Origin of the sequence: Bartonella sp. AP40SXNS (genome assembly GCF_042195825.1) — a bacterium.
Classification (GTDB): domain Bacteria; phylum Pseudomonadota; class Alphaproteobacteria; order Rhizobiales; family Rhizobiaceae; genus Bartonella.
In genome coordinates, this window is the sequence record NZ_JBHIPB010000008.1 from 18485 (window position 1) to 32552 (window position 14068).

Annotated in this window: 8 protein-coding genes and 1 pseudogene; 1 reads left to right on the forward strand and 8 read right to left on the reverse strand. The window is 39.2% G+C overall.

The window, feature by feature from the left end; translation table 11 throughout:
* Window positions 1-413: 413 nt before the first annotated feature.
* Window positions 414-496 (forward strand): annotated as a pseudogene (locus ACFILZ_RS06560) (DUF4102 domain-containing protein); the annotation flags it as partial.
* A gap of 444 nt (window positions 497-940) precedes the next feature.
* On the opposite strand, the gene ACFILZ_RS06565 reads toward ACFILZ_RS06560, so the two are convergent.
* From ACFILZ_RS06565 to ACFILZ_RS06600, 8 genes are all read right to left on the reverse strand, one after another.
* Complete coding sequence (locus ACFILZ_RS06565) at window positions 941-1519, reverse strand: NifU family protein (RefSeq protein ID WP_375607237.1); 579 nt, start codon at window positions 1517-1519, stop codon at window positions 941-943.
* A 59-nt stretch (window positions 1520-1578) separates the two neighbouring features.
* Window positions 1579-2070 carry a universal stress protein gene (locus ACFILZ_RS06570; protein ID WP_375607238.1) on the reverse strand — a complete coding sequence of 164 codons (492 nt, stop codon included), beginning with the start codon at window positions 2068-2070 and terminating at the stop codon, window positions 1579-1581.
* Between the two features lie 62 nt (window positions 2071-2132).
* A complete protein-coding gene (trpS, locus tag ACFILZ_RS06575; RefSeq protein ID WP_375610615.1) occupies window positions 2133-3203 on the reverse strand; it encodes a tryptophan--tRNA ligase in 1071 nt (356 codons plus the stop codon).
* 60 nt (window positions 3204-3263) lie between these two features.
* Window positions 3264-4835: a murein biosynthesis integral membrane protein MurJ gene (gene murJ, locus ACFILZ_RS06580; protein ID WP_375610614.1), complete on the reverse strand. Its 1572-nt coding sequence runs from the start codon at window positions 4833-4835 to the stop codon at window positions 3264-3266.
* 776 nt (window positions 4836-5611) lie between these two features.
* Window positions 5612-8842: a BID domain-containing T4SS effector gene (locus ACFILZ_RS06585; protein ID WP_375610613.1), complete on the reverse strand. Its 3231-nt coding sequence runs from the start codon at window positions 8840-8842 to the stop codon at window positions 5612-5614.
* 336 nt (window positions 8843-9178) lie between these two features.
* The gene (locus ACFILZ_RS06590) at window positions 9179-11143 is read right to left on the reverse strand and encodes a BID domain-containing T4SS effector (protein ID WP_375610612.1); all 1965 of its coding nucleotides are present in this window, start codon (window positions 11141-11143) and stop codon (window positions 9179-9181) included.
* Window positions 11144-11449: 306 nt separating this feature from the next.
* Window positions 11450-12736 carry a BID domain-containing T4SS effector gene (locus ACFILZ_RS06595; RefSeq protein ID WP_375610611.1) on the reverse strand — a complete coding sequence of 429 codons (1287 nt, stop codon included), beginning with the start codon at window positions 12734-12736 and terminating at the stop codon, window positions 11450-11452.
* A 353-nt stretch (window positions 12737-13089) separates the two neighbouring features.
* Complete coding sequence (locus ACFILZ_RS06600) at window positions 13090-13926, reverse strand: BID domain-containing T4SS effector (RefSeq protein ID WP_375610610.1); 837 nt, start codon at window positions 13924-13926, stop codon at window positions 13090-13092.
* Window positions 13927-14068 lie beyond the last annotated feature (142 nt).

Below are 14068 nucleotides of genomic sequence, written 5' to 3' on the forward strand. Positions count from 1 at the left end.
CGGTACGAGATACTGATAAGGTAGCATCATCATGCATTTTTTTCCAGCTCTCAATGTTGCAACAGTTCTTATATTTAAAAGTGTTTATAAGCGCTATTAAAAATAGTTTTTGTTATTATCCAGTTTGTGCTGTGTAAGCGGACGATTTTCATTGATGCAATAAAAACAGAATTGAAATAAGAAGAATGTCAGAATTTTCATTCAAGTTGCAAAATATGATCTTTGTCAATTTTCTGCTACAACATATTGATTTATAATAATAAATTAGCGTTATTCATATTGAATTAGAATCCCGAATAACGTGGATTCTCTCATTTCAAATCTGTTCCATGTTGAATCAATTAAAATCACTTATTTGCACACCACAAGTGGGGCTGGCGTGTGGGTAAAAACTGTACAAGAAAGGATTAAAAATGGCTCTTATGAATCGTCTTAAGTGCCAAGGGCTGTCGCAACATTGGGGGCTGGCAGATATAATGATGGTGCCGGTTTGCTACAAGAAGTATTTTGCATGATTTTGTCGTTGGGAGAGCTGAGAAAGATGAAGCAAATGGGTACTCTATCTTGCAATGTTTTTTTTGGGATTTTCTTTTTTTGTAACGAGGTCGTGTTTTCCTAGTTAAAATTGCATGACAAGATTATGAAACAAAATAAATTTAAAATGCACATCCCTATGCGTTCTATTTCTGTCTATGCGATTGGTTTATTGAAACAATTTATGCTCTTAAGGGGCAGAAAGCTTTTTAAGGCATATGTGGAGGTGAAAGGTGAGCGAAGGGATCATTTTATTTAGATTTTTTTACAGTACTGTATTTTTATGGCTGCATAGCTCACTTCTAAAATTTCAGGAATAAAATGATGTAAGATTTTTGCACTCCATGTTTGAGCGCTGTTGAAGAAGGGCAATCAGTGTGGTTGTTTTACCTATTGAGGTCAATATTTATTGTGGCATGGCTTCAACGCCTAAAACTTCAGGGATAAAATGACGTAAAAGATTTTCAATACCATGTTTGAGGGTTGCCGTTGAAGAGGGACATCCAGCGCAGGCGCCGCGCATATTGAGATAAACAATACCATTTTCAAATCCACGAAAAGTAATGTCTCCACCATCATTGGCAACTGCGGGGCGGATACGCGTTTCAAGGAGCTCTTTAATGGTTAAGACAATATCAGCATCTTTTTCGTCATAAAATTCTTCGTTAAGGGCATGGGTTTGTGCTTGTGTTGTGGCGTTGGTGGTGATCACTGGCTCATTGGATAGAAAATGTTCCATAATTGTGCCTAAAATGACGGGCTTAAGATGTTGCCATTCTCCTTCTTTTTTGCTCACGGTGATAAAATCATAGCCTAAAAAGACACCATTGATATTGGGAATATTAAACAGTTTAGCCGCTAAAGGTGAGTTTTTAGCTGCTTCTTCACGGTCACGAAATTCTAATACGCCCTCAGAAAGAACCACGCGTCCTGGCAGGAATTTAAGTGTTGCAGGGTTTGGGGTGGTTTCAGTTTGAATAAACATAGATTCTCCTTTTATAATGAAGGCTTGGGAAGATCTTACATTGTAGAAAATTATATTTTTTAGGCAATAGATCTAATATCTTCATCGGCAAGATTGCTAGGAATAACAATGACAGGGATTGAAAAAGCTGTCCCTTTATTCCCGATTAATTGAACAAGGGGTCCTGGTCCTTCTGTATGTCCACTGGCTGCTAAAACAATCAGTGCAATCCTTTTATCTTCGTCGATCAGTTTAGAAATCTCATCAATTTTTTTTCCTTCACGCACGACTATTTCTGTTTCAAGCGCATGGGTGGTGCGGACTTCACTGGCAATGTCTCCTAATATTTTATGAGCACTTTGCTTTGATTCTGTACGCATAAGGTTGTTTACACCCAGAAAATGTTGAAATTCTACACTATCAACGACACAAAGTAATACCAATGTTCTACTGGTATTTTGGGCATGCTGTGCGGCAAACGCAACGGCACGCCGACACTCTGGTGTTTCATCGATAATAACTAAGTTTTTTTTCTTTGGTTCTTTTTTCGGATTTTGGGGTTTGGAAATCATGCACTTTCTCTATTTTGTACAAACGATTTTTTTGCTCTCTACAGTTTTTAGTTTTATTATTTTTATGTATCGTGCAAAAATCCAACAATTTCACGAATTTTTTTCATATTTTCTTCTGCAAGCATACTAGCACGTTTAGCGCCATCATGCAAAACAGAGTCGATATAACCGCTTTCTTTATGAAGGCGACGTAATTCTTCTGTTATAGGGGCAAGCTTATGGACAACAAGGTCGGCTAGAGCTGTTTTAAAATGCGAAAACTGTTGACCAGAAAATTCTAAAAGAATCTTTTCTTTGCTAATTTTGGCAAAGGCGGCATAAATACCAAGCAGGTTATCTACTTCTGGTCGTTCTTTTAAAGCGGCAAGGGTATCGGGAAGAGGGGCCGAATCCGTTTTGGCTTTACGTATTTTTTTTGCGATAAGATCAGCATCATCGGTTAAATTAATGCGTGAAAAATCTGAAGGATCTGATTTTGACATTTTTTTCGTCCCATCGCGCAAAGACATAATGCGTGTGGCTGTTGTTCCAATCAGTGCTTCTGGAAGAGGAAAAAAGCCTTGTCTTTTTTCTTCATCCGTTTGCATAGAGACGCCAAAATTTAATTCGGCAATACGCTGTGCATAGTCGTTGTTAAACTTTTGTGCAATATCGCGTGTGAGTTCAACATGCTGTTTTTGATCTTCGCCTACTGGAACATGCGTTGCACGATAGACTAAAATATCAGCAGCCATCAAAGTGGGATAAGCAAAAAGCCCGATGGATGCTTTTTCGCGATCTTTTCCCGCTTTATCTTTAAATTGTGTCATGCGTTGAAGCCAGCCGATACGGGCAACACAATTAAAAATCCAGGCGAGTTCAGCATGTTGAAAAACACGTGATTGGTTAAAAATAATGTGTTTTTGAGGATCAATACCGGCGGCTAAAAAAGCTGCTGTCACTGTTCTGGTGGATTCGCGTAAAGTAAGGGGATCTGGGTTGACTGTGAGCGCATGCATATCCACAACACAATAGAGACAGTGATGAGAGTTTTGCAGTTCAACCCAACGCTGAATGGCTCCAAGATAATTGCCAAGATGTAAATGACCACTCGGTTGTACGCCGGAAAAGACAAGTGGTGTGAAGGTATCCATAGGAGTGCTCTTTCTTCAATTAAGGTTATTCATTTTATTGTTTTTGACAAAGTATAGATATTATGAGCGTTTTTTCAAATTTTTAAGCGTGTGAAAAAAGGAACGGGTGTTGAATAAAAAATAGGTACTAAAATAGATCAAAAATATGCCAATCATGATCCCAGCTAAGGTGATCGCGCGCAAGAAAAAGGATGCTTGTGAGGATAAAGGAAAAGACAAAAAACTAAATACACTCAATCCGTAATAGAGGGCTAGTGCACTCAAAAGAGTTGCCATCATGAGACATAATATTCGCTTTATTAGTTGGAAGTCGTATTTCCAATAACCGCGTTTGATAAGGACACTCCACAGCAACAGGGTGTTGGCCCATCCAGAGGTAATTTCAGCAATAACAATGCCTCGTGCAGATAGAATAGGAAATAATGTTAAGGCGAGACCGATATTGATAAAAACGCAAATACCTGTAAAAATCATCGGTGTTTTGGTATCTTCATGGGCAAAAAAATTAGGAATAAAGACCTTAATAAGAACAAAAGCTGGAAGTCCTAGTCCATAAAGCTCCAGTAATTGTGCAACATGGTGTGTTGATTGACTGGTAAATTGTCCTCGTTCAAAGAGCAAACTGACAATGGGAGTGGAGAGCAGCAAAAAAGCGATGGATGCTGGAAGTGTTAACAACAATGTTAATTCAATAGAGCGGTTTTGTAAATGGTGGGTTTCTTTATGCTTTTTGCTCCGCAAAGCGCGTGTTAACTCTGGTAAAAGAACCGTTGCAACGGCAATGGCGATTACGCCTAAAGGCAATTGATAAAGACGATCCGCATACATTAAAGAAGAAACAGCACCTGATTGACTAGAAGCAATGTTGGTATTAATGAGCAAATTAATTTGCGTGATGCCACCCGTGATGGCTGCTGGAAATGCTAAAGTTAACAGCTTGCGAACATTAGGACTAAAATGGGGCTGGCGGAAGGAAATTTTCATTCCACTTTGACGTAAAGCAAGGGCAATTAAGGTGAGTTGAAGAAGCCCTGCTGCCAACACACCCCAAGATAGATTTAAACCGATATGCCAAGCGTCAAGTTTATAGATCCAAGCATAGGCAAGCACACCAATCAGAACAATGTTTAAAAAGAGTGGAGCAATGGCGGCAATAAAATAGCGTCGCAGCGCATTAAGCATACCCCCCATCATGGCAGCAAGCGACATGCAGGTTAAATAGGGAAACATGATTGCAGTAAAGTGAATTGTAGCGTTAAATTTTGTTACATCTTCTGTAAAACCTGGAGCAATAATGGTTCGTACCAAAAAAGGCATACTGAGTTCCATCGCAATCGTTAACAGTAAGAGCAGTGAAAAGAGAACGCCAAAGACCTCTTCTGCAAATTTGCATGCCGTTTCGTGGCCTTCTTCAGTGATTTTTTTTGCAAAAAGAGGAATGAAAGCAGCGTTAAAGGCACCTTCAGCAAAAAAACGACGAAATGTGTTGGGAAAACGAAAAGCAGCGTTAAAGGCATCAGAAACAGGACCTGTCCCTAGGGCTGCTGCCATAAGCATTTCGCGTACGAAGCCAAAAATACGGCTCATGAGGGTTCCGGAAGCAACTGTCGCAATTTTTTTAATCAATGTCATAAAGATATATCAACTTTGTTGTAAAAGAGAAGCGATGACAGGAGAAATAAACTGTTTTAAATCGTAAAAATCTGATCTCTATCCTAATCAAAGAGACTTTTTGAAAGCGTTTTACGACGGTGTTTATCTTTCTGTCAACAATGGTGCTTGAAGACTTTTTTATGCTCCTTGTTTACTGTTGCATTAAAATTTTTATTGTTGCCATAAAATAATTAAAATTTCTTTTTCAAACTGAAATATGCGAGTGATATCATAACAGTTTGAAGGGATATATAATGATCATTTCCCTTTATGGTGTGATATCGTGAATAGTGTAAGCCAATACCGTTCTGTTTTATGTGAGGGGTGTGACCCTATTAAAAGAACGCCAATAAAATAAAAGCGTGGAGCAATGCGCCATTTCCATTATTTATTCATTATTAAGAAAACAGCGCTTTAGATGTTTTAAAAAGTCGTAAGGCTGAGCTAAAAGGTAATGGTAAAGTTGGTGATTGGTTTTCACTTTTACGGCTTTATGTTTTCCCCAAATTTGCCGGCCCTCCCATTTTAGAGATTACATAAACAAGAGGATAGGAAGACATGATCTTTCAACAGCATTTTTCCTGTTCAGGTTTCTTTTCACAGTTGATGAGGATAAAATCTGAGGAAATAAGATAAAAATTACTCTCTCATGGTTTCCATTCTCGTTGAGGTGCGATTGATTTGCCGATGAAGGCAGGGGGGAAAGGCTATCATTTTTACCAGAGGGGGCGAAAAAGTTAAAGTTTATGAACCTTTTAGACATTCATTGCCATTGCTTTTGCGTGTGCCGTTTTGTGAGGTTGAATATTTTCTTGTCTTTTGGGATTCTGATTGACGTTTTCTGTCATTTTTTGCACTTTAATTGCCTCTTTATCAAGAGTGTTGGAACATTTTTTTTCATTGTTTTTCTTTATAGATTGATGCTGGTTTGGTGCGAAACGCTCATCGAATTTATGATTATAAAAATACATGGGTTGTATATGCTGTTCTATCTCTTTTATCTGCTTGACTATTTCCATAATCTCTTTTGCTTTAATGGTTGATGTGCCAAGACTCTTCGCAAGTCTTTCAGGATTATTTTCTTTTATAGCTTCATGCTCGCTTGAGGATAAGCGCTCATTGATTTTTTTGATATAAGTCCTTATCTCCCCCCTTAATTCGGGAGAGTTTGATAACGTTTCTTGCTGTTGTGTTTTTGACACGGAAAAGAGATTTGTTATCCAAGCTTTAGGTATTTCTACCGACTGTTCACACCGCCTTTGTTTTACATGATGGGTATGGAGAATGTCTCTTTCTGTTTGTTTAGAAATATTGATATAACGATCAATGGCTTTACAGAGGGGCAAAATATTTGCTTCAGCATGGGCGCGCGCGTTGTTTTTTATGCCAAATACATTGCTACCAGAAAGCTTAGAAATAGATTGGGGGGAGGTGGAAATTTGATAGGAGAGTTGTTCTCCTTCAGTATGATTTTCATGGATCATCTCAATTCTTTCCCGCAAAATATGACGATTGCCATAAATGATTTGGCACAAAGTTTCTATTTCTTTTCTTTTTGCTTGAATGGAAGCGTTGTTTTTTATCCTTGTGGCAATTTCATTGTTGGTAAGGGGGGGTATTGTTTGTGCGGGGATAAGCACTTCTTGCTGGTTTTGAACTTTTGGTGCTGTAAAGGAGAGGGCGTCACCGATTTTTAATGTCTGTATTTGCTCTGGGGTGAGATCTTTTTTATTTCCCAAGATGAAAATTCCGTTGGCATCAAGCATAAAGCCATTGGGTCCACTGCCTCTGTAAAAGCCTTTATAGGTATGACCTTCTTTTGCTGTTATAATAAGATGATGATGAATACTCTCAAGCCCGATATGTTTCATACTGTCCATGAATTCTTTTAAAATAAGTATTTTTTCTGGATTTGAGATATCTTCAAGCAGATGTTTCATTTCTTCTTTATCGTTATGTTTTAGCGATGCAATGCTGGCAAGATTCATACGTTTTTCTGTTACAAGAGAAAAGTCGAGTGTGTGGCCAGCAACTTGCCCAAGTTTTTCAAAAAACATTCGTTGCGTGCGTCCATTACCTTCTCTGAAAGGATGGGTATAGTTGAGCTGTATCAACATTTCAGTGACATATTCAACAAATGTTTCGCGGGTTAAGCCTTTTAAACTATTCGTTTCAGCAAGTATTTTATCTAAATTTTCTAGTCCCTCCTGTATCTGTTTTGCTGAGGCAAAAGAAATACCAGCTTTTTTCATCATTGGCATATAAGCAACGGTACCATCTTCAAATGTAAATGGTTTTTCGCGTGTTTGTCCGGCCCATTCAAAAGTATTTTTAAATAGGGTGTGATGAATATATTGGAGATATGTGGAGGTTAGTTTTTGTGGTGGCGCTTCTTGGCGCAGATGAATGATTGCTTTTGTTGTATCATGGGCACATTGCACTTTTAATTTTCCGTAGTCTTTTATTCCATATTTATTCTTTAAGGTGATACTATTGGGGTAAAAGAAATTACGGTGTATTGTCTTATTTTCTTCGGTTTCAGGTGGTGATGATAATTTCTCCTGTAAGGTGAGAGGGATTGTGTCCGTTTTTCTTGTACCAGTATCCCAGTATGCCATTGCTTTTTTGATAGGCTGTTTTTCTATTTCTGGATGATCAGAGCGTGTTTCCTTTGTCATTTTGACAGATATTGGATCATTTGTCGCTGTATTACTGCTCTGTAAAATATTTTTTTGAAAATCTTTTTGCGTTTGCCTCATAGCGGAAGCCGATTGAACAATTGGTTGTGCCATTTGTTCTTTTTCTTGTGCTTGCAAATTTTTGGGCATAACTTCAACGCTGTCATGTAAAACATGAGAGGCAATCCATGGTGCAAAATGGGCTTTTGTTTTTCTCTTTGTTTGAATGGATGCGTTGTCTTTGCTCTTTTCAGTTATTTTATCGTTTTTAAGAGTGGCTCTTTTTTCTTCTTTTTCTTCTGGAAGCAATGTTTTTTGCTGGGTTTTTTCTGGGTTTTTAACTTTTGGCGCTGTAAAGGAGAGGGTGTCACCGATTTTTAATGTCTGTATTTGCTCTGGGGTGAGATCTTTTTTATTTCCCAAGATGAAAATGCCGTTGGCATCAAGCATGAAGCCATTGGGTCCACTGCCTCTATAGGTACCATGATAGGTTTCTCCTTCTTTTGCAACGACAGCGAGATGATAATTTTTTTCATCTAATCCAAGCTTTCTCATAGAGTTGGTGAATTCTCGTAATAGGAGCAATTTTTCTGGATTTGAGATATCCTCAAGAAGATGCTTCATAGGCTCTGGGTTGCCATGTTCCATGGCAGCGGCGCGGACAAAGTCTTTACGTTTTTTGCTCACAAGAGAAAAGTCTAGCTCATGTCCTGCTGCTTGAGAGAGTTTTTCAACAAACAGTCTCTTTGTGCGCTTATTGCCCTCTCTGAAAGGATGCAAGTGGTGCAAATCTATCATTATACCAGCTGCTTGCTCAACGAATTCTTCGCGAGTTAAGTCTTGTAAATTATTCTTTTCAGCAAGCGTTTTATTTAACTTTTCTAGTCCCTCCTGTATTTTTCTGCCAATCGCAAAAGGTTTTGTAAATTCTTTTCTTTTCAAAATGGGCATAGAAGCAACAGTGCCATCTTCAAATGTAAAAGGCTCTTCGCGCGTTTGTCCGGCCCATTCAAATGTGCGGGAAAAGAGGCGTTGATGAAGGTATTTTAGATAAGAGGCATTAAACTGCTCTGGTAGAGGTTCTTGGTGCAGTTTTATCATTTCTTCTTTTACATCATTAGAACAGCGTTCTTTTAATATTTCGTTATCTTTGATGCGGTATTTATTTTTAAGCACTTTGCTATTGGGGTAGAAAAATTTTTGCGCTTCTTCATTGATTTGCTTTGAAATGGCTGCATTAATTGCAGAGTGTTGTTCTTGCAATTCTTCCGGTGTAGAGGAGGCACAATGTTCTGTGTTTTCTTTCATGCATATTTCCTTTCAAATGGTAACATTATTTTTTTAAAATCTTCTTTTTTACATTTTTTGCCTTTTATTATTTTCATAGCGTTTTCTTCAAAGAAGAGTGCCTATTTGAATGATTGAAAAAATTGACCTTATTCGCATGGAACCAAGTTAATCATGGAACAAAGTTAAAGTTTGTAATTTTTATGAAGTATTATCGTGAAATTTTATCAATGAATTCTGTAAAATAATGGGGTGCCTTATTCAAAGTTTTCTGTATTTCATACACCGTTTTTGGTGCAATCTTGGTAAGATGATTGCACCAAAGTTTTGTATGAAAAGTCAATGATGATTAGACTGTCACGACAAAGCCATTGCTTTTGATGTTTCGGCTCTACGCGGTCGAATAGGCGGTTTCTCTTCTTGTCTAGATGTTTCTGTAAGCTCCTGATGTTGCTTTGCTGTTGAGCGTTCAGGTAGCTTCGGGGACTGCGATAGGCTTTGCTGCTGTTGCAATTTTTTATCGAGATCGTTAAGCGGTTGATGACGTTTTTGTTGTTCTGCCTGATGGTTTTGCACAATGGTTTCTCTTAACTGTTTTATCGTATCAGCATAATCCTTAATGGCGGTACAAAGGGTAGGAAGATTTTCTTCAGCAGCTTTTCGTGCTCCGTTTTTTAAGCCAAGGACTTGCTTACCAGCAAGAGGAGCAAAAGATGTACAATCCTTTTCAATTTGAAATACAATTTCTTCTCCTATCTCTGGAATTTTGTGCATATCTTCTATTCTATATTGCAAAATAAATGGATCCTTATAAACAATTTGGCACCAATATTGGATCTCTCTTTGACCATATTGAACCGATGGATCTTGTTGAACTCTGCGAGCAATTTCCTGATTTGAGAGAGGTTTTATTTTCTTTTCTGAATTGAGCGGATTTTGTAAATGTTGATTTGTTAGCTCTTCCTCCTGTGTTTGTCGCTGATGTTGTTGTTCCGTGTGAGGACCTTGAGAAATACTTTCACTTTTTGTATATTTTGAAGTATACACATAACCGTTAATAGCAGCACATAGGGTAGGAAGAGTTTCTTCAGCTTGTTTGCGCGCATGATTTTTTATGCCAAGAACTTTTCTACCAGCAAGCTTAGAAATAGACTTAGGCCGTTCTGTAACATCCCATAAGAGCTGTTCTCCCATATCGGGGTTTTCTTTGATTGCTTCTATTCTTTCACTTAAAATAAGCCGTTCGCCATAAACCTTTTCGCACAAAAATCGTATTTCTTCTTGATATGCTACGAGCAATAGCTCTCTTTCCATTGTATTAATAGATGGTTTTTGTTCGTGAGACGGTTTTGGTTGTTCAATTGCTGTGTGTGGAGAGGAAGTTTTTGGGACGACAGTATCGCTTTGTTTTCTGTTTTGTATACGGTGCGGTTTTCTTGAAGGCGGGACGGCATATGTTCCACTGTCTTGTGATGATGAACTGCTTTGCTGCCTGACTTTCATATGTGATGATGTTTTGGGTCTAACACTTGGTTCGTGTGTTTCAGGATTTTGAATTTTTGTGCTGTTTTGTACTCTTTCTCTCATGCGTGGGGGAAGGGGCGGAGCCACTTTTGTCTGTAGAGAAGGGGATTCTTGAGCAGTTGGTTTATTTTGTTCTCTATCTTTTGCACGCGGTGGTCTTTGTGGGGCCATTTTTATGCGCGTGGAGGGGCTTTCTTGGGTTTCATGCTTTTGGATTTTTGCGTCGGCTTGTGTTTTTTCTCTCATACGTGGGGGCGGGGGCGGAGCCATTTTTTTTTGCGGGGAAGGGGACTCTTGAACTGTTGGTCTATGTTGTTGCCTCTCTTTTGCACGTGGAGGTCTTTGTGGAGCTGTTTTTGTGTGCGGAGAGGAGTTTTCTTGGATTTTTGAGTTGTAGATTGTTGTGCTGGTTTGTGTTTTTTCTCTCATGCGTGGAGGAGGGGGTGGAGCCACTTTTGTCTGTAGGAAGGGGGACTCTTGAACTGTCGGTTTATGTTGTTGTCTCTCTTTTACACGCGGAGGTTTTGGCGGAACTGCTTTTTTTTGTGGGGGAGGTGTCTCTTGGTTTTTGGCGTTAGGAGGCATTGTGCTGGTTTGCACTGGGCTTTTCATCCGTGGGGGAGGTGGTGGAGCAACTTTTGGGTGGTGGGATAAATTATCTGGGCGTTTTTGTACAGTTGGTTTTGGTAAACTTTGAGAAACTTGGGGAGGGGGGGGGCTGGTGGGGGATTGTTCAGCCTGTTGTTGAAATTTTTCCATCATTTCGGTGATAAAAGGGGAGGGATTTCTTTTTTTCATGCATGTTCCTTTCAAACTCTTTCAATATTGTTTTTAAATACTATTTAAAAATGTACGTTGGTTTTTATTCTGTTTTATGCTTTTTCACTTACTCTAATATGAAAGAGAATATGAAACTGAGAAGCTTCACAAGATTTGACTCTCATGGTTCAGATCATAATCACTCTCTAAATATTGTTTTCTCCAGTGTTTGGGTTAAGGGACGGAAAAATAAATTTTGTTTCAATTTTCTCTCTTTCTTGGCGCAAACACCTCTTTCCTGTGTTGCGCCAAGACGTTAGATTTAATGTGAAAACTTATGTCTGTTTAGCTGGCAAAAGCCATCGCTTTTGGGGCGGCAGTTTTGCGAGGACGAATATCTGTTTCTCTTTGTTGCGTAGAGATTGTTGCTCCTTCATGCGTTACTATTGAAGGCTCAGGGCGTTGAGCAGACTGTGAGACGCTTTGTTGTTGATGCAAGTTTTGCGCTCTGTCAGAAGATGCTTCATTGTGTTCTTGTTTTGCCTGCTGAGTTTTTGAAAGGCTCTCTCTTACTTGTGTTACAGCTGTTGCATAATTGTCAGCGGCGTCAATGAGGTGAGAAAGACCCGCTTCAGCATGTCTGCGTGCTTTATTTTTAAAGCCACAAAAGTTACGACCAGTGTATTTGTTAAAAGACTGAGGATTTCCGGCAAGTTGCTGTGCCAGCTGTTCTATTGTTTCAGGGTTTTGGAAAAGCATTTCCACCTGTGATTGCAAAATGTTTGTGTTGCCAAAAACAACTCCGCACCAATATTGGATTTGGGCATGGTGTCTTCTGACTTTTGAATGTTGGTGAATTTTGGTAGAAATTTCTGTCTCTGAAAGCGTTTCTTTTTCGCGTTGATCTGGTTTTTGCAGAAGTTTAGCGACGGCTTCCTTCCCCATTAAGCGTTCATAGTTTTTGAGTTCTTGCTCTGGAGATTGTAAGAGACTCTCTCTTGCCTGTTTTACGGCTTCTGTATAACAATCAATAGTAACGCATAGAGCGGAAAAACTTTCTTCCGCTTGTCTACGCGTTCGATTTTTAAAGCCCAACATGTTGGTTCCGGAAAGTTTAGTGATGCTTTCAGGATGAGCTGCCATGCGCCATGAGAGCTCCTCTCCTGCAGCAGGATTTTTTTGAATTTCCTGCATTTTTTCTTGCAAAATGTTTGGATTGCCATAGGCTTTTGCGGATAAATGTTGGATTTCCTCTTGATATGTTTTAACCAATGAATGGTGTGGAAGCAATAGAATGATCTCTTCCTCTGAGAGAACTCTTGTTGCCCTTTGTAATGCTGCTTGTGAAGGAATTGTTGCGTGTGTCGTTTCAGCTTCTTGCGGTCTTTTGGTAGAGCCGCCTCTTGTTAACGAAGCTGTTCGATTTGTTGATGCATATACAGTTTCTTCGCTTAAAAGAGATTGTCTTTCCTCATCTTCTTCCGGTATGGATGACAGTCTTTTGCTTTTTGAAGGTGTTTCTTTAGGAAGGGGGGCTGCAGCGCCTGAGACCTCTGCCGCCGCTTGTTCATAGAGCTTTATAAGTTCTTGTATTGAAGAGGATGGAAAAGGATGAGGGTGTTTTTTTTTCATGCATGTTTCCTTTCAAAAATTGTTTTAGAAAACCTCTTTGGTGCATTCTTGCCTTTTATGCTTGGATCGCTTTGAGACAAAAGAAATATCGAGCTGAATGAGCTTCCAAAGATCTGCGCTATTTGCAATCAGCTTAATGGACATTTGTGTCTTTTATACAGTTTTTTTGTGAAATATTATCAATAAGTTATCAATATTTATCGTGAATTACAGGCGTCATTTTTAGGACTATTTTTTGTAACATTCTAAAACAATTCTTGGCGCAATCGCGATGAAACGATTTGCGCCAAGAAACTCACTGAAAAAAAGATTACATGAAAAACAAAAACTATCTGTTTTTATGTTTATGCCCCTTACATGGCATAAGCCATTCCTTTTTCTCCTTGTCTTTGTCGTTGTGGACTGTGTTCTGGACTATTTCGTTCTTGTCCTCTTTCGTGATGATGACGATGATGATGGAGGCTCTCAACTTGCTGAGAATTTTCTTGACGGCGTCTTTGTTCCGCTAGAGGGGTTTGCAATAGCTGTTCCGTTGCGTTTTCTACAGCTTTTATATAACCGTCAATGGCATCAACGAGCGGTTTAAAACCGTCTTCAGCTTCTTTGCGTGCTTGACTTTTTATGCCAAGTGCGGAGCGGCCAGCAAGCCTATGTATAGATTCAGGATCTTCAGCAAGTCGATTTGAAAGGTCTTTTCCTTTACTGGGATCTTTAAGTATGTCTTGCAAGTGCTGTTGGAAAAGCGTGTCACTGCCATAAACAGTTGTACCCCAATGCACGACCTCTTGTGCATATGCTTGAACCTGTGGATTTTTTAAAAGCATTACACTCTTTTGGTCAGTTGTGAGAGAAGGTGAAGGCTTTCCTCTTTGGTGCGGAGCAACCGTTGTATAGTTGGTTTCAGGATCTTCTGTCCTTTGATTTTTACCTCTTGAAGGAGAAATACTGCTAACGGATGCGTATGTAACCTCAGCTTCACGTTTTGGGGGAGAAACCGTTGCATAGTCGGTTTCAGGACTTTCTCTTCCCCGATCAGGATGTCTCCCTTTGGAAGGAGAAATACTGCTAACGGATGCGTATAGAACGTCTTCTTCTGGGGTTGGTCCGCGCTGGTTTCCTCTGTTTGGTTTATTAACTGTTGCATAGAGGGCTTCTGGATTTGCAGAAGGATGTGAATGATGTTTTTTCATACATATTTCCTTTCAATATTTTTAGAAAACCTCTTTGGTGCATTCCCCACTTTTAGTTTTGATAACTTTTATATAAGGAAGATATCCAACCGAATGACCTCCAAAGATTTCGCGCTATTCGGGAATAGTGTAACGGACCTTT

What these genes read in the sequence shown, in the direction of transcription:
- ACFILZ_RS06565 (WP_375607237.1), bottom strand. Translation starts at nt 1,519, where the DNA reads ATGTTTATTCAAACTGAAACCACCCCAAACCCTGCAACACTTAAATTC.
- ACFILZ_RS06595 (WP_375610611.1), bottom strand. Translation starts at nt 12,736, where the DNA reads ATGAAAAAAAAACACCCTCATCCTTTTCCATCCTCTTCAATACAAGAA.
- ACFILZ_RS06570 (WP_375607238.1), bottom strand. Translation starts at nt 2,070, where the DNA reads ATGATTTCCAAACCCCAAAATCCGAAAAAAGAACCAAAGAAAAAAAAC.
- ACFILZ_RS06585 (WP_375610613.1), bottom strand. Translation starts at nt 8,842, where the DNA reads ATGAAAGAAAACACAGAACATTGTGCCTCCTCTACACCGGAAGAATTG.
- trpS (WP_375610615.1), bottom strand. Translation starts at nt 3,203, where the DNA reads ATGGATACCTTCACACCACTTGTCTTTTCCGGCGTACAACCGAGTGGT.
- murJ (WP_375610614.1), bottom strand. Translation starts at nt 4,835, where the DNA reads ATGACATTGATTAAAAAAATTGCGACAGTTGCTTCCGGAACCCTCATG.
- ACFILZ_RS06600 (WP_375610610.1), bottom strand. Translation starts at nt 13,926, where the DNA reads ATGAAAAAACATCATTCACATCCTTCTGCAAATCCAGAAGCCCTCTAT.
- ACFILZ_RS06590 (WP_375610612.1), bottom strand. Translation starts at nt 11,143, where the DNA reads ATGAAAAAAAGAAATCCCTCCCCTTTTATCACCGAAATGATGGAAAAA.